General features: G+C 62.1%; 18 protein-coding genes. 10 read left to right on the plus strand and 8 right to left on the minus strand.

The annotated features are described in order from the left end of the window. Positions 1-10 precede the first annotated feature (10 nt). The 3 genes from fabI to fabA form a co-directional block, all read right to left on the minus strand. Positions 11-844, minus strand: a complete 834-nt coding sequence (fabI, locus tag B2M20_RS00165) for an enoyl-ACP reductase FabI (RefSeq protein WP_079445089.1) — start codon at positions 842-844, stop codon at positions 11-13. Positions 845-1,021: 177 nt separating this feature from the next. After that, positions 1,022-2,245, minus strand: coding sequence for a beta-ketoacyl-ACP synthase I (fabB, locus tag B2M20_RS00170; protein WP_079445090.1), 1,224 nt, complete (start codon positions 2,243-2,245; stop codon positions 1,022-1,024). Positions 2,246-2,327: 82 nt separating this feature from the next. Continuing rightward, on the minus strand, positions 2,328-2,852 hold the full coding sequence (gene fabA, locus B2M20_RS00175) for a bifunctional 3-hydroxydecanoyl-ACP dehydratase/trans-2-decenoyl-ACP isomerase (RefSeq protein ID WP_079445091.1): 525 nt from the start codon (positions 2,850-2,852) through the stop codon (positions 2,328-2,330). Between the two features lie 491 nt (positions 2,853-3,343). Between fabA and irrA the strand changes: the two genes are divergently transcribed. Beyond that, complete coding sequence (irrA, locus tag B2M20_RS00180) at positions 3,344-3,850, plus strand: iron response transcriptional regulator IrrA (protein ID WP_079445092.1); 507 nt, start codon at positions 3,344-3,346, stop codon at positions 3,848-3,850. A 109-nt stretch (positions 3,851-3,959) separates the two neighbouring features. On the opposite strand, the gene B2M20_RS00185 is transcribed toward irrA, so the two are convergent. Next, a complete protein-coding gene (locus tag B2M20_RS00185) occupies positions 3,960-4,463 on the minus strand; it encodes an SH3 domain-containing protein (protein WP_420799254.1) in 504 nt (167 codons plus the stop codon). A 405-nt stretch (positions 4,464-4,868) separates the two neighbouring features. On the opposite strand from B2M20_RS00185, the gene B2M20_RS00190 reads away from it, so the two are divergent. Beyond that, on the plus strand, positions 4,869-5,870 hold the full coding sequence (locus B2M20_RS00190) for a 2-hydroxyacid dehydrogenase (protein ID WP_079445094.1): 1,002 nt from the start codon (positions 4,869-4,871) through the stop codon (positions 5,868-5,870). 157 nt (positions 5,871-6,027) lie between these two features. Here the strand turns inward: B2M20_RS00190 and B2M20_RS00195 are convergent, their stop codons facing one another. Next, the gene (locus B2M20_RS00195) at positions 6,028-6,828 is read right to left on the minus strand and encodes a HesA/MoeB/ThiF family protein (protein WP_079445095.1); all 801 of its coding nucleotides are present in this window, start codon (positions 6,826-6,828) and stop codon (positions 6,028-6,030) included. 181 nt (positions 6,829-7,009) lie between these two features. Between B2M20_RS00195 and B2M20_RS00200 the strand changes: the two genes are divergently transcribed. After that, positions 7,010-8,344: a serine protease gene (locus tag B2M20_RS00200; protein WP_079445141.1), complete on the plus strand. Its 1,335-nt coding sequence runs from the start codon at positions 7,010-7,012 to the stop codon at positions 8,342-8,344. A gap of 32 nt (positions 8,345-8,376) precedes the next feature. Here B2M20_RS00200 and mutM read toward each other — a convergent pair whose 3' ends face one another. Both mutM and B2M20_RS00210 read right to left on the minus strand, forming a co-directional pair. Next, positions 8,377-9,258 (minus strand): bifunctional DNA-formamidopyrimidine glycosylase/DNA-(apurinic or apyrimidinic site) lyase, encoded by an 882-nt coding sequence (mutM, locus tag B2M20_RS00205; protein WP_079445096.1) that lies wholly within the window; start codon positions 9,256-9,258, stop codon positions 8,377-8,379. A 33-nt stretch (positions 9,259-9,291) separates the two neighbouring features. Then, positions 9,292-9,672 carry a glyoxalase superfamily protein gene (locus B2M20_RS00210; RefSeq protein WP_079445097.1) on the minus strand — a complete coding sequence of 127 codons (381 nt, stop codon included), beginning with the start codon at positions 9,670-9,672 and terminating at the stop codon, positions 9,292-9,294. A gap of 122 nt (positions 9,673-9,794) precedes the next feature. Here B2M20_RS00210 and ubiE point away from each other — a divergent pair, with 122 nt between their 5' ends. From ubiE to dut, 4 genes are all read left to right on the plus strand, one after another. Beyond that, a complete protein-coding gene (ubiE, locus tag B2M20_RS00215) occupies positions 9,795-10,553 on the plus strand; it encodes a bifunctional demethylmenaquinone methyltransferase/2-methoxy-6-polyprenyl-1,4-benzoquinol methylase UbiE (protein ID WP_079445142.1) in 759 nt (252 codons plus the stop codon). Then, positions 10,550-12,118 (plus strand): 2-polyprenylphenol 6-hydroxylase, encoded by a 1,569-nt coding sequence (gene ubiB, locus B2M20_RS00220; protein ID WP_079445098.1) that lies wholly within the window; start codon positions 10,550-10,552, stop codon positions 12,116-12,118. Before ubiE ends, ubiB begins: the two co-directional genes overlap by 4 nt. A gap of 65 nt (positions 12,119-12,183) precedes the next feature. Further along, a complete protein-coding gene (gene coaBC, locus B2M20_RS00225) occupies positions 12,184-13,620 on the plus strand; it encodes a bifunctional phosphopantothenoylcysteine decarboxylase/phosphopantothenate--cysteine ligase CoaBC (protein ID WP_079445099.1) in 1,437 nt (478 codons plus the stop codon). Further along, positions 13,617-14,075 carry a dUTP diphosphatase gene (gene dut / locus B2M20_RS00230; RefSeq protein WP_079445100.1) on the plus strand — a complete coding sequence of 153 codons (459 nt, stop codon included), beginning with the start codon at positions 13,617-13,619 and terminating at the stop codon, positions 14,073-14,075. The genes coaBC and dut overlap by 4 nt, the downstream gene beginning before the upstream one ends. 18 nt (positions 14,076-14,093) lie before the next feature. Here the strand turns inward: dut and B2M20_RS00235 are convergent, their stop codons facing one another. Continuing rightward, positions 14,094-14,339 (minus strand): hypothetical protein, encoded by a 246-nt coding sequence (locus B2M20_RS00235; protein ID WP_079445143.1) that lies wholly within the window; start codon positions 14,337-14,339, stop codon positions 14,094-14,096. A gap of 369 nt (positions 14,340-14,708) precedes the next feature. Between B2M20_RS00235 and B2M20_RS00240 the strand changes: the two genes are divergently transcribed. The 3 genes from B2M20_RS00240 (at position 14,709) to B2M20_RS00250 (ending at position 19,171) form a co-directional block, all read left to right on the plus strand. After that, positions 14,709-17,225: a PAS domain-containing sensor histidine kinase gene (locus B2M20_RS00240; protein ID WP_079445101.1), complete on the plus strand. Its 2,517-nt coding sequence runs from the start codon at positions 14,709-14,711 to the stop codon at positions 17,223-17,225. Beyond that, entirely contained in the window at positions 17,222-18,745 is a 1,524-nt protein-coding gene (tsaE, locus tag B2M20_RS00245) for a tRNA (adenosine(37)-N6)-threonylcarbamoyltransferase complex ATPase subunit type 1 TsaE (RefSeq protein WP_079445102.1), read from the plus strand. Before B2M20_RS00240 ends, tsaE begins: the two co-directional genes overlap by 4 nt. A gap of 105 nt (positions 18,746-18,850) precedes the next feature. After that, complete coding sequence (locus B2M20_RS00250; RefSeq protein WP_079445103.1) at positions 18,851-19,171, plus strand: PilZ domain-containing protein; 321 nt, start codon at positions 18,851-18,853, stop codon at positions 19,169-19,171. Positions 19,172-19,219 lie beyond the last annotated feature (48 nt).

The raw sequence follows: 19,219 nt of genomic DNA on the forward strand, positions 1-19,219 counted from the left end.
CTTCAAAGCCCTACTTCGCCGCATCGTTCGACGCGCCGTTGCTCATGCCGTCGCTACGCAGCGCGTCGGGCTGCGGCATCGCAATGATGTTGTAGCCGGAATCGACGAAATGAATCTCGCCGGTAACCCCGCCGGACAGATCCGACAACAAATAAAGCCCGGCGCCGCCAAGTTCATCGAGGCTGACGCCACGTCCTCGCGGCGAATGCTTCTGCTGGAACGCAAACATGAAGCGTGCATCGCCGATCCCGGCACCGGCCAGCGTGCGGATCGGGCCGGCCGAAATGGCATTGACGCGGATGTTCTGCCCGCCGAAATCGACCGCCAGATAGCGCACCGATGCTTCCAGCCCTGCCTTAGCGACGCCCATCACGTTGTAGTTCGGCATCGCGCGGTCGCCGCCATTATATGTCAGCGTGAGCATGCTGCCGCCGTCCGGCATCAGGGCAGCGGCGCGTTTCGCCGCTTCGGTGAAGGCGAAACACGAGATCAGCATGGTGCGCGCAAAATTCGCGCGCGTCGTGTCGGCATAACGGCCATTCAGTTCGCTCTTGTCGGAGAACGCGATGGCATGAACCAGGAAATCCATTTTGCCCCAGGCCTTGCCGATATCGGCGAACACCTTGTCGACAGAGGCGATGTCCTCGACATCGCACGGCAGCACCATTTTGCTGCCAACCGATTCGGCGAGCGGCCTGACCCGTTTGGCCAGCGCCTCGCCCTGGTAGGTGAAGGCCAGTTCCGCGCCGTGCGCGGCCAGTGTCTTGGCGATACCCCAGGCGATCGAGTGGTCGTTGGCGACCCCCATGATCAAGCCGCGCTTGCCTTGCATCAGGTGTGTCATGCGAGACTCCGTCGTCCCCGGCTCCGTGCCGGGCATCCACGCCTTAGCGACGTGGACAGGTTAAAAGGTTTGGATGGCCGGGTCATCCGCGCAAGACATGCTTGGCGCTAAGCCCGGTCTTGACAATATCGATATCGCCGCGACGCCGCAGATCTTCAGCACCGCCGCTCAAACCGATTACGCATCTAATCGTTTGAACACCAGCGTGGCATTGGTCCCGCCGAAACCAAACGAGTTCGACATCGCCGTGCCAATTTTGGCGTTGTCGATACGCTTACGCACAATCGGCATATCCGCGAACACCGGATCGAGTTCGGTGATGTTGGCGCTTTCGCAAATGAAGCCGTTGTTCATCATCAGAAGCGAATAGATCGCTTCCTGTACGCCGGTCGCGCCGAGCGAATGTCCCGTCAGCGACTTGGTAGCGGAAATCGGTGGGCACTTGTCACCCGTGCCGAACACCTTGCGGATCGCCTCGATTTCCGGCGGATCTCCCGCTGGCGTCGAGGTCGCATGCGGGTTAATATAGTCGACTTTCGTTTTCACCGTCGACATCGCCATCTTCATGCAGCGCTCGGCGCCCTCGCCCGACGGCGCAACCATGTCGTAGCCGTCGGACGTTGCGCCATAGCCGACGACTTCGCCGTAAATGCGTGCGCCGCGGGCCTTCGCATGCTCGAGTTCTTCCAGAACCACGACACCGGCGCCGCCGGCGATCACGAAGCCGTCGCGACTGACATCATAAGCACGCGAGGCTGTCGCCGGCGTATCGTTGTATTTCGAGGACATCGCGCCCATGGCGTCGAACAGCACCGAGAGAGACCAGTCGAGTTCCTCACAACCGCCGGCGAAAATGATGTCCTGCTTGCCGATCTGAATGGTCTCATAGGCGTTGCCGATACAGTGGTTGGACGTCGCGCAGGCCGATGAAATCGTGTAGTTGACTCCCTTGATCTTGAACCAGGTGGCGAGCGTCGCCGACGCGGTGGATGACATCGCCTTGGGCACCGCGAACGGACCGACGCGCTTGGGGCCTTTGCTCCGCGTGATATCAGCCGCTTCCACGATTGTACGAGCGGACGGGCCACCGGAACCCATGATGATTCCGGTTCGCTCGTTGGAGATGTCATTCGGCTCCAGACCTGAATCGCGGATCGCCTGCTCCATCGCAACGTGATTCCATGCCGCGCCTTCGGCAAGGAAGCGCATCGCGCGACGATCGATCACGTCGGCCGGATTCAGCGTCGGCGCGCCCTGCACCTGAGAGCGAAAACCGAGCTCCGCATACTTCTCCGCGCGCGTGATGCCGGATTTGGCCTCGAAGAGACTGGACAGCACTTCCTGAGTATTGTTTCCGATCGACGAGACAATGCCCATCCCCGTGACGACCACCCGCCTCATGATCTCCTCGCATCAAAGTCATATTGTCTCATGAAGCGTCCTCGTCAAAAACCCAACCTGCATCGTCCGGCGACCTCGGCCGTCACGTCCCCGGTTTTGCATCCTGCTTGAACAGACCGACCTTCAGGTCTTTCGCGCGGTAGATAATATCATCGTCGGCGGAAAGCCACCCGTCCGCGATTCCGAGCACGAGCTTCGAGCGCATCACCCGCTTGACGTCGACATTGTAGACGACCTTGCGAATGTGCGGCAGCACCTGACCGGAGAACTTCAGGTCGCCGATACCGAGCGCACGTCCACGGCCTTCACCGCCCGTCCAGCCCAGAAAAAATCCAACCATCTGCCATAGCGCATCGAGGCCAAGGCAGCCGGGCATCACCGGATCGCCCTTGAAATGGCAGCCGAAGAACCAGAGGTCGGGTTTGACGTCGAGTTCGGCGCGGATCAATCCTTTTCCAAACTCCCCGCCATCTTTAGTGATGTCGGTGATGCGATCGAACATCAGCATCGGTGGCAAAGGCAACTGGGCGTTTCCCGGCCCGAACAGCTCCCCCCGGCCGCAAGCCAGCAAACCCTCGTAATCATAGCTGCTGCGCCGGTCCTGCATGCTGCGTGGCCTTTCTCTCTGTTGGGCAATGATGGTTGGAAAGGCGCACGAGACGTGTGCTTTTTCAACTGAGACGGACACTGATCCTAAAGATCAGCGCATTGTGGCTCTCTAACACAGGGTCCGGAGGGGGCAAAGAGCACCCGTTTCGCGTGAGCGTCTGGCGATCCTATGTGATGCAGGCGATGATTCGAGCGAGGCGGGCAACCGTGCGATTCGCCTGACCTGCCAAGCCGATCGTAAGGTGACGGTTACGGGGACAGCTACCCTTCGTCCCCACTTGCGATCCGGGCCAGAAAACGGAAATTATTGATAAGTATATATATTTTGTACTCCGCACGCGTCAGGCCCGCTGAAAAGCGCGGAACTCGGATACGAGTTTTGAGCCGTTCTAGTTGCGAAAAACTTGCATCTAAGGACCTTCTTTCCTATAGTAGGAGACAGCAAGCTCCCTTGGGGAACGGTTGACGGTTGGATTAAGAGTTTTTCGGATGCATGGCGTGAGTACAAGCGAGAACATCGTAGTTGTGACCGAGGACGACCATGATGTATCAGCGGTCGGTCATGGGCGGCAGCCGACTCTGACAGGCTGCCCTTGGCACGACGTCAACGAAATGCTGCAATCGGTCGGGCTGCGGCCGACCCGGCAGCGTATGGCGCTTGGCTGGCTGTTGTTCGGCAAGGGCGCACGCCATCTCACGGCGGAAATGCTTTACGAAGAAGCGACTCTCGCCAAGGTTCCTGTTTCGCTCGCCACCGTTTACAACACGCTCAATCAATTGACCGACGCCGGACTGCTGCGCCAGGTCAGCGTCGACGGCACCAAGACGTATTTCGATACCAACGTCACCGCCCATCACCACTTCTATCTTGAGAACAATCACGAACTGGTCGACATCCCCGATCCGCATCTGGTGATGCCGAAGATGCCGAACGTGCCGGAAGGCTACGAGATCAGCCGTATCGATATGGTTGTACGGCTGCGCAAGAAGCGGTAATCCGACTCGCAGTTTCGAACGATGTTCCCGCTGCCCGGCCCTGCGCCGGGCATTTGGTTTTGTGAGAGGTGTTTAGTCCAACGTTCCGGCGAACGTGGCCGGACGACGATCAGTTGATTTTCTCATCGGCATAGACGCCCCAGAGTCGCTGCTGCTCGATCCAGCCGTCGAAGCCGTCACCCGCAACATGGCACCATCCCGACGCGCAATGTTTGACCTGCGCCACGACGCCAGCCTGCAAGCGGGCAGCCACATTGCCTTGAACATCCGCGCGATCATACAGCAGCGCGAAGTCGTTCTTCGTCTTCATCGTGACGACTGCGGTGCGACGGCCTGACAGCAGCGAGTGATAGACCCACCCCTCGGCTCCCTCGGAGTCCCGGATGCGGCGCCAATTCTCGAATTCCGCAGTGATTTCGACGGGGAGGCCGGCCTTGGTATAGACCCAGGCGACGTCGTTATCCTTGGTCGGACCGGCGCGGACGTTCACGTGGTCGGACTTCAGGCTCACATAACGCGGAACCGGCAGTCCGCTGGTGGATAGCGCGGAGTCCTTGGCGGCGGCGGTGGTTTCGAGCCCAGCCGCACTCAGCATCGCCGCTGCGAACACCATGGAAATAGTGCGCCATTTCACCATCATCACCTGCCCCCGAGACGTCCACCATACCACCCGAACCGGCCGCCCCGTCTTCCGGACCCGTCTTGCCTTGGCACGACCTTCTGCTAGAGAGGATCAAACCCAGGATGACCGGGGAGAAGCCCGGGAAAGTGCACGGAAGATGCGAGGGACCCGGGATACCAGGGAGACAGCCGATATCAGCCAGCGACTGCAGTTTCGAACGTGTGGGTTAACAGGGACTGAACGGTATGTCCGCAGAACCTGATTCGCTTGGATTGTGGGTTGCCACAGGCAGTTTCCGAACTCGAACGCGTGGCGTCACCGCGTGACTCCAATGTTTCATCAAAGGTTGCCGCAGGGGTCTACGAATTTCGAAAATCGGAAACTAGAGAGCATCAAATGTCGATCAAGAAAAAGCCTCTGGTTGTCGTCACGCGCAAGCTGCCGGACTCGGTCGAGACTCGAATGCGCGAACTCTTTGACGCGCGGCTCAATCTTGACGACCGGCCGATGACGACCGAACAGCTCATGGACGCCGTCCGCACCGTCGACATCCTGGTCACGACGGTGACCGACGATATTAACGGGACCGTGCTGAAACAGCCGGATTGCAAGCTGAAGCTGATCGCGCAGTTCGGCAACGGCGTCGATAATATCGATGTTGTCGCCGCGCACGAGCTCGGCATCACCGTCACCAACACGCCGAACGTTCTTACCGAAGACACCGCCGACATGACCATGGCGCTGATTCTCGCAGTCCCGCGCCGTTTCATTGAGGGCGCCGCGCTGCTGACCGCGGGCGGTGACTGGCCGGGCTGGTCGCCGACATGGATGCTCGGCCGGCGGCTCGGCGGCAAGCGGCTCGGCATTATCGGCATGGGCCGCATCGGTCAGGCCGTGGCGCGCCGGGCCCACGCCTTCGGCCTGCAAATCCACTACCATAACCGCAAGCCCGTGGCGCCGAAGATCGCCGACGAACTCGGCGCGACCTATTGGGATTCGCTCGACCAGATGCTGGCACGGATGGACATCATCTCGGTGAATTGTCCGCATACCCCGGCCACCTTCCACCTCTTGTCGGCGCGCCGCCTCAAGCTGATCCGCAAGGACGCCTATATCGTCAACACTGCGCGCGGCACTGTGATCGACGAGGACACACTGACGAAACTGATCGAGGCCGGCGAAATCGCCGGCGCGGCGCTCGACGTGTTCGAACATGAACCTGCAGTCAACCCCAGGCTGGTCCGCCTTGCCAAGGCCGGCAAGGTCGTGCTGCTGCCGCATATGGGGTCCGCCACCATCGAGGGCCGCGTCGAAATGGGCGAGAAGGTTATCATCAACATTCGCACCTTCCTCGATGCGCACAAGCCGCCGGACCGCGTGCTGCCGAGCATGTTGTGAGGAAGCGCTCCGCAAACCCCGTCATTGCGAGCGGCGCAAGACCGGCTGCGCCGGGTTTGCGTCAAGCGAAGCAATCCAGGACCGCATAAAAAAACTGGATTGCTTCGTCCGCTTCGCCTCCTCGCAATGACGGCAAGCGAACCTGCACTATCATCCGTCAGCGATACGCGCTTAAATCCCTGATGGTCGGATGATCGCCGTTGAGCGGATTCGACGGATCGCGCCTATAATTCAGCGTCTCGAACCGCATCGCGCGCGCATCCACCATCAATAAACGCCCGACCAGCCCCTCGCCGAATCCGACGATCTCACGGATCACTTCCAACGCCGTCATCGAGCCGAGCACGCCGGCCAGCGCGCCGAGAATGCCCGCTTGCTGGCAGCTCGGCACCGTGCCCTCCGGTGGCGGTTCGGGGAACAGGCAACGGTACGTCGGATTGAACTCGCCATCGGCATTCGTCTCGTGCGCGCGGATCGTCGTCAGCGATCCGTCGAACACCCCGAGCGCGGCGGTCACCAGCGGCTTTTTCGCCAGATAACAGGCATCCGCCACCAGATAGCGTGTGGTGAAATTATCCGAGCCGTCGGCGACGACGTCGTAGTCTGCAAACAGTGACAACGCATTCGCCGCATCCAGCCGCATATGATGGGCGTGGAATGCGACGTGCGGGTTGAGCGCGCGGATTTTGTCAGCGGCGCTCTCAACCTTGGGACTGCCGATATCCGGCGTCGCGTGAATGATCTGGCGCTGCAAATTCGACAGCGTCACCACGTCGTCATCGATGACGCCGAGCGTACCCACGCCCGCGGCCGCCAGATACATCAGCGCCGGCGCACCGAGACCCCCGGCTCCAATCATCAGCACGCGCGCATTGCGCAGCGCGTTCTGGCCAGGGCCGCCGACTTCGCGCATCACGATGTGGCGGGCATAGCGTTCAAGTTCGTCGGCGCTCAGCATCGTCCTGCCGTTCTCGTCTCGATCCAGCGCCGCACGCGGGCCAGAACCTCAGTGGCTGCTGTTGCCGGCCACGCAGATGTGTTTCAATATAGCGTTTTCGAGAGAAGTGGAATCCGGTTCGCGTGACGAAAACGCGTCAAACCAAGACTCTAACGCCGTTTCAACGGAGGCGAAAGCTGCCATGCGAACGACGATGGCCGCGGCATTGATGATCGTGGCCACCACGATGTATGCCCAGGCGCAAACCGGCGGCACTGCCGGAAGCGCGAAAAACAAACCGGCAGCCGCCCGCCCGCCGGCGCAAACCCCGGCCGATACCGTGAGCGCGATGGCACCCGCGGCGCTTCAGGCACTTCAATCCGACCTGGCATGGACCAGCCACTATAACGGCCTCATCAATGGCGAGGTCAGCGACAGGCTCATCGCTGCGATCAAGGCATTCCAGAACGATCAGGGCGGCAAGCAGACCGGTGTGCTTAACCCGCAGGAACGCGGCGTTCTCGCCGCGGCGGCGCGGAAAGCGCGCGCGAATGTCGGCTGGAAGATCGTCGCCGATGCCGCTATCGGCGTTCGGCTGGGCCTGCCGGCGAGGCTGGTGCCGCAGCAATCGAGAGAGGGCGAAAGCACGAAATGGAGTTCTTCAACCGGCACGATCCAGATCTTCGTCATGCGCCGCAAGGAAGCCGGCCTCACAACCGCAAGGCTGGTCGACCACGAACGCAAGCAGCCCGCCGGTCGCAAGATCGACTACAGCGCCGTCAAACCGGATGTCTTCGTGCTGTCAGGCACACAGGGTCTGAAGAAGTTCTACATGCGCGGCCAACTCCGTGATAGCGAGGCGCGCATCCTGACCATTCTCTACGATCAGGCCACCGAAGGCGTCATGGAGCCGGTAGTGATCGCCATGTCGAGCGCATTCGACCCGTTTCCGGCGAACGGTCCGGCGCTTCGCAAGATGGTGGAATATGCAAGCGGCGTGACTGTCAGCAGCGACGGCGCGATCATCACCGGACGCGACGCCACCGACGGATGCCGGTCGATTGTCGTCGCGGGCCATGGCAATGCCGACCGGATCGCCGACGACAAGGATCACGGCCTCGCGCTGCTGCGCATCTACGGCGCACATGGATTGCATCCGATCGCGCTCGGTCGCGATGCGGCAAAAGGTGGAGTCGATCTGGTCGGCATCACCGATCCCCAAAGCCAGGGCGGCGGCTCCGCCGTCAGTCGCATCAAGGCCTCGGTGACGCAGGGCGGCGATGAATTGATGCTGACGCCGGCACCGGCCTTGGGTTTTTCCGGCGCGGCGGCGCTCGATGCAAACGGAAAGCTCGCAGGGCTTGCACTCCTGAAGCCGGCGGACATCGCCGGACTTTCGGATGCGGCGACGGCCGCACAGGCCGTGCTCGCTCCAGTGGAAGCCGTCCGCGATTTTCTGAAAGCGAACGATGTGACGTCCGACGGAACGCTTGATGCAGAAGCCGCCGTGGTTCGCGTCATCTGCGTGCGGAGATAGGTCGACACATCCACTCGGCTGGCTGAACCGGGTTACGTCTGGCAACCCGGACACCAGAACGTCGAGCGTCCGTTCTGGGTGAAGCGCCTCACCGTGCCCTTGCATGTCGGCGTCCGGCACTTGTCGCCCTCGCGATCGTAGACCCGAAACGAATGCTGGAAGTAACCGAGTTCTCCTGTGGTCTGACGATGATCGCGAAGCGAAGAACCTCCCGCCTTGATCGCCTGATTGAGCACGTCGTGAATGGCAGCGACCAGTCGTTCGGCGCGCTCAGACGGCGCACCCGTTTTCAGGGCAAGCGTTGCGGCGAGACGGCGCGGCGAAAGCCGCGCGCGAAACAGCGCCTCGCACACATAGATGTTGCCGAGCCCCGCGACCACGCGCTGATCGAGCAGCGCGGCCTTCAGGCTGGTCTTCTTGTCGCGGCACGAACGCGCCAGCATCGCCGCGTCAAATTCATTCCCAAGCGGCTCCGGGCCGAGTCCTCTCAGTAGCGGCTCGTCGTCGAGCGCTTCGCGCGCGACAACCTTCATGTACCCGAAACGGCGCGGATCGTTGAACACGATCTCGACGCCGGAGGACATCGTAAAACACACATGATCGTGGGCGCGGCCCTCGTTACGCCGATGGTGAAAATCGCCCGGAGCCGCGGCTCCGGCCGCATCGATCACGCGAAAGGATCCGGACATGCCGAGATGCATCAGCAGCACGTCGCCGGATGCGAGGTCCGCCAGCAGGTACTTTGCCCGCCGCCCGAGCCCGGTCACGACCTGGCCCTCCAGACGGGCGACGAAATCGGTCTGGAACGGAAACCGCAAGTCCTTGCGCCGGGTCTCGGCGCGGACGATGGTCACTCCCTCCATCGCTGGCTGCAAGCCGCGGCGTACGGTTTCGACCTCGGGAAGTTCAGGCACCGCTGCGCTCGTTTCGTGGGATTCTCCGGCGTTCTAAGCCGGGGTCTCGTTTTCTTCGCTGAAGACCAGGCAGTTATAGAACGGATCAGTCACCGTCATGGTGGTAGCGCCCCAGGGCTGGCGCTCCAATCCCGGCCGGGCATAGCCGTAACGCTTGGCAAGCAGCCCAGCCTGATAATCCGCAAGCCCCGTCGTCTCGATGATGATCCGTGCGCCGGGCGAGCAGCCTCCATGGTGTTCGCTGAGATGCAGCACCGCCGAGCCCAGCGATATCCCCATGTAGAGCGGCAGATCCGGCTCGAACCGATGTTCGAAATCGACCTTGAAGCCGAGAAAATCGAGGTAGAACTCCCGCGCCTTGCGGACATCGAACATCCGGAGGGTGGGGGTCACGCTGGCAAACTTTGGAGACATGGACGCTTCCCTCTTGATGTCGCCGGTTAACCACTCTCCGATGGCGATCCATCCTCAGATCGACCTGGCTTGTAGCGCAGCGCAGCATGGCAGGCTATGGTTCGGTCATGGAGAAAATGGGCATGGATCGAGAGGACCAAACGCATTTCGGCTTCAGGGACGTCCCCCTGGTGGACAAGCAAACGCTGGTGAACGACGTCTTCCACAGCGTGGCGCAGCGTTACGACCTGATGAACGATCTGATGTCCGGCGGACTGCACCGCGTCTGGAAGGATGTGTTGATCACGGCGCTGAACCCGCCGCGCAGCGATGCGCCATTTTCGCTGCTCGATGTCGCAGGCGGCACCGGGGACATTGCCTTTCGGGCCGCGAAAGCCGCGGGCCACGGATTTCAGACCACCGTCTGCGACATCAATCCGGATATGCTCGCGGTCGGCCGCGAGCGCGCCATCAAGACACATCTCGATCATCAGGTGTCGTTCGTCGAAGGTAACGCCGAGGCATTGGCGTTCGCGGATCGCAGTTTTGACGCCTATACCATCGCTTTCGGCATCCGCAACGTGCCGCGCATCGACGCCGCGCTGCGCGAAGCGTTTCGGGTGCTAAAGCCAGGCGGCCGGCTTCTCTGTCTCGAATTCTCGACGGTCGATGTGCCGGGACTCGACAAAATCTACGATCTGTTCTCTTTCAAGGTGATCCCGCCGCTCGGCCGCACCGTCACAGGCGACGCCGACTCCTATCAGTATCTGGTCGAATCAATCCGCAATTTTCCGAAGCCGAATGCCTTTGCCGACATGATCCGTGACGCCGGCTTCGCCCGCGTGACCTGGCAGGCGCTCTCCGGCGGCATCGTCGCACTACACTCGGGCTGGCGTTTGTGATCTCCGCATTATCCCACGTCGCGCGGCTGGCACGCGCCGCGTTCGTGTTCGCGCGCGAAGGCGTGTTCGGCGTCGTCGATCCCTCGCTGGTGCCGCCGCCCGGACAGCTCGCGCTGCGCATGGCCCGCCTCGTCGAGCGCCGCGGCGCGAAATCCGGCTCGCGGCTGACGCGCGCGCTGACGCGGCTCGGGCCGGCCTATCTCAAGCTTGGACAATTCCTGGCCACGCGCCCCGATGTCATCGGCATCGCCATGGCTCGCGATCTGGAAAGCCTGCAGGACCGCTTGCCGCCGTTTTCACAAGCGGAAGCTGAAGCGGTGGTCGCGGCGTCTTTGGAAAGACCCGTGACACAGGTTTTCGCAAGTTTCGGACCGCCGGTGGCGGCAGCCTCGATCGCACAGGTCCATCGCGGCGAGGTCGAGAAGAACGGCGTCCGAAAGCAGGTTGCGGTCAAGGTGTTAAGGCCCAACGTCGGCGCACGCTTTCGACGCGACCTCTCGGACTTTTTTTTCGTCGCCAACAAGGCCGAAGCGCATTCGGCCGAAGCGCGGCGGCTGCGCCTCATCGAAATCATCAACACCATGTCGCGATCGGTAGCGATGGAAATGGACCTGCGGCTGGAGGCGGCCGCACTGTCGGAGATGGCGGAGAATACCCGCGACGATCGGGACTTTCGCGTTCCTACTGTGGACTGGGATCGCACCACTCACAACGTGCTGACGATGGAGTGGATCGACGGCATCGCGCTGAACGATCATGCGCGTCTTGCGCAAGCGAAAGCCGATCTGCCCGAACTCGGCCGCAAGGTGATCCAGAGTTTTCTGCGCCATGCGCTGCGCGACGGCTTCTTTCACGCCGACATGCATCCGGGCAACCTGTTTCTCGACGATTCGGGCCGGCTGGTCGCGGTCGACTTCGGCATCATGGGACGGCTGGGATTGAAAGAGCGGCGTTTCCTTGCCGAAATTCTGCTCGGCTTTATCACGCGTGACTACCGCCGCGTCGCCGAGGTGCACTTCGAGGCCGGATACGTGCCGGGCCATCACTCGGTGGAGAATTTCGCGCAAGCGATCCGCGCCATCGGCGAGCCGATCCACAATCGCACCGCCGAGGAAATCTCGATGGCCAAGCTGCTGACGCTGCTGCTTGAGGTCACCGGCCTGTTCGACATGCAGACGCGCCCCGAACTGATCCTGTTGCAGAAGACCATGGTGGTGGTCGAAGGAGTGGCGCGCAGCTTCGACCCTAAATTGGATATCTGGACGGTGGCCGATCCGGTCGTCCGCGAATGGATTACGGAGAATCTCGGCCCGATCGGACGGATGCAGGGCGCGATTGCCGGCGCCGGCGAGCTTGGCCGCCTGCTCGGTGGGTTGCCGGCGATCGCCTCGCGAACGGTCTCTCTCATCGAGCAGTTCGAGGCGATGGCGCGCGAAGGGCTGACATTGGGGCCTGACACCATTGCGGAGATCAAGCGGGCTGAAGAACGCAGTCAGCGCTGGAATATTCTGGCGCTCTGGGTCATCGCCGCGGCGCTTATGGGTCTGCTCTGGACCGCACATTGATTGAGTTGATTGCAGTGACACCAATCGACTGATATCAATGCTATCATACGTATCGCGGGACTATTATGGCCAGCCTGACCATCCGCAAGCTCGACGACGCCATCAAGGCCGAGCTGCGGATGCGGGCCGCCCGCAACGGCCGTTCGGTCGAGGACGAGGTCCGCGTTATCCTGCGCGAGGCTGCAACTCCCGCTGCGCCGACGGTCACCACCGCCAGCAACGCATCCCGCAACGCAGCAATCCCACGCTGGCATAATTTACGACACAATAGCAATGGTTTACTTAGAATAACACTGATCATTGGCGGCGGGATCGCCGCTTATAAGGCGCTCGATCTGATCCGACGATTGAAGGAGCGCGGTTTTATTGTGCGGTGCGTCATGACAAATGCTGCGCAGCAATTCGTCACGCCCCTGAGCGCCGGGGCGCTTTCAGATGAGCGTTGCTATACCGACTTATTCGATCAAGGCAGCGAATTCGACGCGGGCCATATCCGGCTCGCGCGGGACTGTGACCTCATCGTCGTAGCGCCTGCAACAGCCGACCTGATGGCAAAGATGGCACACGGCCACGCTGACGATCTCGCGAGCGCCATTTTACTCGCCGCGGACAAGCCGATTTTGCTGGCACCGGCGATGAACCCGCTGATGTGGAACAACCCGGCGACACGTCGCAACGTGGCGCAGCTCGCGCGCGATAGCGTCGCCATGGTCGGCCCCGAGGCCGGCGAGATGGCGGAAGCGGGTGAGGCCGGCGTCGGCCGCATGGCCGAGCCTGTGACGATCGCGACCGCCGCCGAGCGGATTCTCAGGCCTCCGCAGGCGCAACCATTGAAGGGCCGCCGAGTCCTGATCACCGCCGGACCGACCCTCGAGCCGATCGATCCCGTGCGCTATATCGCCAACCGCTCCTCGGGCAAGCAAGGCTTTGCCATTGCAGCGGCGGCGCAGGCAGCCGGAGCCGAGGTGGCGCTGATTTCCGGTCCGGTCGACCTCGATGACCCCGCCGGCGTCACCGTGGAGCATGTCGAATCCGCGCGGGAGATGCTGGCGGCTGTGGAAGCCGCGCTGCCCACCGACATCGCGATTTTCTCGGCTGCGGTTGCCGACTGGCGCGTCGCGCACGAAGGCGCGCAGAAATTGAAGAAGACCGCGGCCGGGATTCCGCCGCTGCAACTGACAGAGAACCCGGACATCCTCGCAACCATCTCAAACCTGCGCGACAAACGCCCGCCCCTCGTGATCGGCTTCGCCGCCGAAACCGAACATCTCATCGAGAATGCCAAGGCAAAATTCGCACGCAAAGGCTGCGACTGGATCGTCGCCAACGATGTCTCCCCCGGAACCGGCGTGATGGGCGGCGACCGAAACACCGTGCATCTGTTGACGCGCGGCGAAGGCGGCGAGATCAAGACCGAGTCCTTCGCCGTCATGACCAAGGAAGAGGTGGCCGCAATGCTGATCGAACGCATTGTCTCAACCATGACGGATTCGTCGAAGTGAGCGGCCCGATCAAGGTTGACGTCGTGCAACTGCCTCATGCCGAGGGTCTTCCGCTGCCTTGCTACCAAAGCAGCCAGGCGGCCGGCCTTGATCTCGTCGCCGCAATTCCCGAACAGGCGCCGCTGGTTCTCGTCGCCGGACAGCATGCGATGGTTCCGACCGGGCTGATCATCGCATTGCCCGACGGATTCGAGGCGCAGGTGCGGCCGCGCTCCGGCCTCGCTGTCAAGCACGGCGTTACCGTGCTGAATTCGCCCGGCACCGTGGACGCCGATTATCGGGGCGAGATCAACGTTCTCCTCGTTAACCTCGGAACGGCATCATTCACCATCCGCCGCGGCGAGCGCATCGCGCAGATGGTCGTGGCGCCGGTGACGCGGATTGAACTCGCGCGCGCAGTGTCGTTGTCGGTAACGACCCGCGGCAGCGGTGGATTTGGTTCGACCGGACGCTAGCTTCACGGATGCGCGGACTCATCGTTCGGGCGCGGGCTCGTTTGCTTTTGGCGGCACCACAATGGCGCCGGCGTTGGGGTGATGATCTTCGGCGAGCGTTCCCCGCCGGACGCCATCACCCGGCATTCGTCCATCAAATAGGAACGGCCGTGTCCCATCCGCGCTGCCAACGGTCGGCGTGTGCGATTGTCCAGACTTGGTATCTTGCGCGTTGGCCGCGGTCACGACCAGTGCCAACACAAACGCGATTGCTAATCGCAACATGACGGCTCTTCCTCTTGCGCGCGGGACAAGCGCGCGGCGACGCGACTCAGTTTCGGCCACTGTCGGGGAGGAACCGGGCGCCAGGATGACGGCCATCCATGTCTTTGGTGGGATTCATACTTCGCGACGTCATACCCGGCATAAAACCGGGCATGACGATTCAATCAAACCTCATCCCGCTTTAGCCCCTGCCGCGCGTCTTTAAGAAAATCGTTTCGAAAATGTCGCGGCCGCGCATTTTTCCATTGCCGGATTCCCGTTCACGGTCTGGACTCTTACCCCCCGAGTCCGCTTAAGCATAATGGTGGTCGATTCGTGAACGGCGAACGGTTTGCCGGTCGAACATCGTCGTGCGGTTTTGGGGCAAAGATGTCAGGCGTAATCGGCGTGATGCGTCGGACCTTACTGTCGTGCACCTCGCTGGTGCCGGGCGGCATCGCCGGTGCCGGCGCGGTCAGCCTCATTGACATATCGCCCGCTTGGGCAGCCGAACCAGCGCTGGCCGAACGGCTGCTCCAGACTTTCATGAATCTCAGTCGGCAGGATTTGACTGCGCTGGCAATGGCGCTCGGCGTGCTGAGTTTCTCGGTGGTCGCCGCTATCCTGCTGATGCGCACGCGCATCCGCGCCGCCGCGAACGAACAGCGGCTGCGTGCCGAAATCCGCGACCTTCAATCGGAGGCCGACCGCTTTCGCGCCCTTCTATTCGTGGAACCGCAGATTTTGATTTCGTGGGGCGCGGGCGAGGACCGTCCCCAGGTCAGCGGCGATACCGCGCTGCTGTTACCGCAGGAGCCAAAACAGCCCTTGCGGGTTTTGGCGTTCGGAACCTGGCTGCTGCCTGAGCCGGCGTTGCAGATGGATCACGCGGTCGATGCGCTGCGCAATGCCGGAGAAGGCTTTCTGCTCAATCTGGTCACGTCGGCCGGACGCACCGTAGAAGCGATGGGCCGCGCCATCGGCGGCCAGGCCATCGTGCGTATCCGCGATCTCGGCGGTTTGCGGCGCGACCTCGCCGAGATGACGCTGCGTCATAACAGTCTCCTGGCAGAAACAGAGATGCTGCGGGCCTTCGCAGCCGCAGCGCCATGGCCTCTCTGGGCGAGAGGCGAAGACGGCAATATCTCCTTCGCCAACGCGGCCTATGCGCGCGCCACCGAAGCCGCCCACGCAACCGACGCAATCCAGCGCAATCTCGAACTGCTCGACAGCGAGGACCGTATCGCGATGGCGCGGGCGCTGAACGATCATGCCACTTTTACCGCGCGGCTGCCGATCGTTATCGGCGGCGAGCGGCGGATGCACGACATCCACGCACTGCGGACCACCGGCGGGAGCGCCAGCATCGCGCTCGACGTCAGCGAGGCTACGGAGCTAAGGCAGGCGCTGACGCGGATGGCGGACGCACATCGCCGAACCCTCGACCAATTGTCATCGGGCGTCGCCGTGTTCGACGGGCAGCGGCGGCTCGCTTTCTACAACGACTCCTACCGCCGGCTGTGGGATCTCGACCGTCCCTTTCTCGATGGGCATCCCGACGACTCCAGCGTGCTCGATCGCCTGCGCGCGGCGCGCCGATTGCCGGAACAGCCGGACTTCCGCGCATGGAAAGCACGCCTGCATGAAGCCTATCGCGCCAACGAGGCCGTCAAGGACGTATGGTATCTGCCGGACGGGCGCGCACTCAGCATCGTCACCACGCCGAATCCGGAAGGCGGTGTCACCTACCTGTTTGACGATGTCACGGAAAGCCTGAATCTGGCTCGGCGATATGACCGGCTCATCACCGTGCAGCGCGAGACCCTCGACAGCCTGACCGAAGCAGTCGCGGTTTTCGGCAGTAACGGACGCGCGCAACTTTTCAATCCGGCTTTTGCGCGGATGTGGAAGCTTTCGCCCGAGGCGCTTTCGCAGCAGCCGCATATCGATACGGTCGAGGCGTGGTGCAAACCGTTGTTCGACGACAATGACGCCTGGCAGACGATCCGCAGGGCGGTCACCGGCATCGACAATCGCACCTCAGTGCCGCTCAAGCTCGAGCGCAAGGACGGTAGCATCCTGGACTGCATGACCATGCCGCTTCCCGACGGCGCCACCATGCTGACCTTCCATGACATCACAGATAGCGAGAACGTGGAACGCGCGTTGCGCGAGCGCAACGATGCGCTCGAGACCGCCGATCAGATGAAAATCGATTTCGTCCATCACGTCTCGTACGAACTTCGCTCGCCCCTGACGACCATCATCGGCTTCGCGCATCTGATGAACGATCCCGGCACGGGGCCGCTCACCGAGAAGCAGGCCGAGTATGTCAACTACATCACCTCGTCGACAGACGCGCTGCTGGCGCTGACCAACAACATCCTCGACCTCGCCACTATCGACGCCGGCGCCATGACGCTTGAACTCGGGCCGGTCGATGTCCGTAAGACCATCGCGGCGGCCGCGGAAGGCATTCAGGACCGCCTGACCCGCGATCGAATCGTGCTGAATGTCGATGTCGATCCGGACATCGGCAACTTCATCGGCGACGAGCGCCGCATCGTTCAGGTTCTCTATAACCTGCTTGCCAATGCCGCCAATTTCTCGCCGCCGGACGCCGTGATCACGGTGAGCGCCCGGCGCGCCGAGCACAACGTGAGATTTGCCGTGATGGACGAAGGTCCCGGCATTTCGCCCGACGTCAAGGACAAGGTGTTCGACTGGTTCGAAAGCCACGCGAACGGATCGCGCCATCGCGGCCCCGGTCTGGGCCTTTCGCTGGTGCGTTCCTTCGTGGAACTCCATGGCGGGCGCGTGCATTTCGATTCCACCACCAAGAGCGGCACCCGGGTCGTGTGTGATTTTCCACTTGACCAAACCGCCCACCGAAACGCCGCCGAATGAGTGGACCGTCGAGATTCGCGACCGCGCTCCTCAACGAGACTGCGACCGCGCATCTCATGGCCGACCTGGCGCTCCTGATCGGTCCCGGGGACGTCATCACCCTGTCCGGCGATCTCGGCGCAGGCAAGACCTCCGCCGCGCGCGCCATGATCCGGTATCTCGCGAGCGACGACACGATCGAGGTACCGAGCCCGACCTTCACCCTGGCGCAACATTATGATCTGCCGCCCTGTCCGCTGCTCCACGCCGACCTCTATCGCATCAGTGGCCCCGATGAACTTGAGGAGATTGGCCTCGCGCCGCTGCCCGAAGACACGCTGGTCCTGATCGAATGGCCGGACCGCGCAGCCGGCGGCCTGCCTGCTGATCGGATCGACATCGCCATCAGCCACAGTCCGGCACTCGGATCAGCCGCGCGCGCCGCCGAAATCACCGGGTATGGCAAGGCCGCCTCTCAGGTTTCGCGGCTTGCCGCGCTGCGCCGATTCCTCGACGATGCCGGGTGCTTGGACGCGGAACGGCGCCGCATGCCCGGAGACGCTTCGACGCGCTCATACGCCCGGATAATCTGCAGCGACGGCAGTTTCATCCTGATGAACGCGCCACGGCGACCCGATGGACCGGCGATCCACGACGGCAAATCCTACAGTGCGGCGGTGCATCTTGCCGAAGACATCAAGCCCTTCGTCGCGATCGCCCGCGGCCTGCGCGACCACGGCTTCTCCGCGCCGGTGATCCATCATGCCGATCTGGAGTCGGGATTCCTGATTACCGAAGATTTCGGCAGCGCCAGCTTCGTCGAAGGCACGCCGCCGACGCCGATCGTCGAGCGTTATCAAACGGCTACCGATCTGCTGGCCGCGCTGCATTGTCAGACACTGCCCGACACGCTTCCGGTGGCGGCGGACATCGCCTACACCATTCCGGTGTTCGATACCGAAGCGATGCTGGTCGAGGTCGGCCTGATGCTGGACTGGTATCTGATCGACCGCGGCATTGAACCGAGCGAAGACCTGCGCGCGGAGTTCATGACAATCTGGCGCGCATTGCTGGCGAAACCGAGTGCTGCGTCCAGAACCTGGGTGTTGCGTGATTTCCACTCGCCCAATTTAATCTGGTTGGAGCAACAGCGAGATATCCGAAAGGTCGGCATCATCGACTTTCAGGACACCGTGCTCGGTCCCGCCGCCTACGATCTGGTCTCGCTTTTGCAGGATGCACGGGTGGATGTTCCCGAATCGATCGAACTCGCGTTGCTTACCCGCTACGTGAAGGCGCGGCTGGAATCGGACGCGCGGTTCGATCCCGCCGGTTTCGCCGAGCTGTATGCCATCATGTCGGCACAACGCAACACCCGGCTGCTCGGCACGTTCGCGCGACTCAATCGGCGCGATGGCAAACCGCACTATCTGCGACATCAACCCCGGATCTGGACCTATCTCACGCGCTCGCTGGCTCACCCGGCGTTATCAGCGGCCCAAGAGTGGTATCAGAATCACGTTCCGCCTCCGGCGGGTTGAACCGTTTTATTTTACGCCTTTTTTTAGAAGTAGCGCCGTAGCTTCGGAGCCCGGGATCTATCCTGCGGATCGCGGCACAGTCGTCCTTCCAAGAGGGAGCACATCATGGGTGTAGAACGGCGCAAGGGCGAGCGCGTCACCTTCGAGCGCGGTTACAGCGCGCGCATGATGGGCATCGACGGCACCTGGCGCCGCGACTGCACCATCGAGGACGTATCGGAAATCGGCGCCAAGCTGACTATCGAAGGCTCCATCGAAGGCCTGCATCTCAAGGAGTTTTTTCTGCTGCTGTCATCCACGGGCCTCGCCTATCGCCGCTGCGAACTGGCCTGGGTCAATGGCGACCAGGTTGGCGTCAATTTCCTGAAGCAGAGCGACAAAAAGAAAAAGACAAGCCGGCAAAACAGCGCCACGGCGGACACCTGATCCTGGAGCGAATGAAGAACAAGCGCGGTGCGGTTTCCGCCCGGATCC

The organism is Nitrobacter vulgaris, assembly GCF_002028545.1.
Lineage (GTDB): Bacteria > Pseudomonadota > Alphaproteobacteria > Rhizobiales > Xanthobacteraceae > Nitrobacter > Nitrobacter vulgaris.

Coding starts and splice junctions, on each gene's coding strand:
- B2M20_RS00235 (WP_079445143.1), bottom strand. CDS start 14,339: ATGTTGCGATTAGCAATCGCGTTTGTGTTGGCACTGGTCGTGACCGCG.
- B2M20_RS00200 (WP_079445141.1), top strand. CDS start 7,010: ATGCGAACGACGATGGCCGCGGCATTGATGATCGTGGCCACCACGATG.
- B2M20_RS00190 (WP_079445094.1), top strand. CDS start 4,869: ATGTCGATCAAGAAAAAGCCTCTGGTTGTCGTCACGCGCAAGCTGCCG.
- B2M20_RS00195 (WP_079445095.1), bottom strand. CDS start 6,828: ATGCTGAGCGCCGACGAACTTGAACGCTATGCCCGCCACATCGTGATG.
- B2M20_RS00250 (WP_079445103.1), top strand. CDS start 18,851: ATGGGTGTAGAACGGCGCAAGGGCGAGCGCGTCACCTTCGAGCGCGGT.
- irrA (WP_079445092.1), top strand. CDS start 3,344: ATGCATGGCGTGAGTACAAGCGAGAACATCGTAGTTGTGACCGAGGAC.
- B2M20_RS00185 (WP_420799254.1), bottom strand. CDS start 4,463: ATGGTGTTCGCAGCGGCGATGCTGAGTGCGGCTGGGCTCGAAACCACC.
- fabI (WP_079445089.1), bottom strand. CDS start 844: ATGACACACCTGATGCAAGGCAAGCGCGGCTTGATCATGGGGGTCGCC.
- B2M20_RS00240 (WP_079445101.1), top strand. CDS start 14,709: ATGTCAGGCGTAATCGGCGTGATGCGTCGGACCTTACTGTCGTGCACC.
- B2M20_RS00210 (WP_079445097.1), bottom strand. CDS start 9,672: ATGTCTCCAAAGTTTGCCAGCGTGACCCCCACCCTCCGGATGTTCGAT.
- coaBC (WP_079445099.1), top strand. CDS start 12,184: ATGGCCAGCCTGACCATCCGCAAGCTCGACGACGCCATCAAGGCCGAG.
- fabB (WP_079445090.1), bottom strand. CDS start 2,245: ATGAGGCGGGTGGTCGTCACGGGGATGGGCATTGTCTCGTCGATCGGA.
- fabA (WP_079445091.1), bottom strand. CDS start 2,852: ATGCAGGACCGGCGCAGCAGCTATGATTACGAGGGTTTGCTGGCTTGC.
- tsaE (WP_079445102.1), top strand. CDS start 17,222: ATGAGTGGACCGTCGAGATTCGCGACCGCGCTCCTCAACGAGACTGCG.
- ubiE (WP_079445142.1), top strand. CDS start 9,795: ATGGATCGAGAGGACCAAACGCATTTCGGCTTCAGGGACGTCCCCCTG.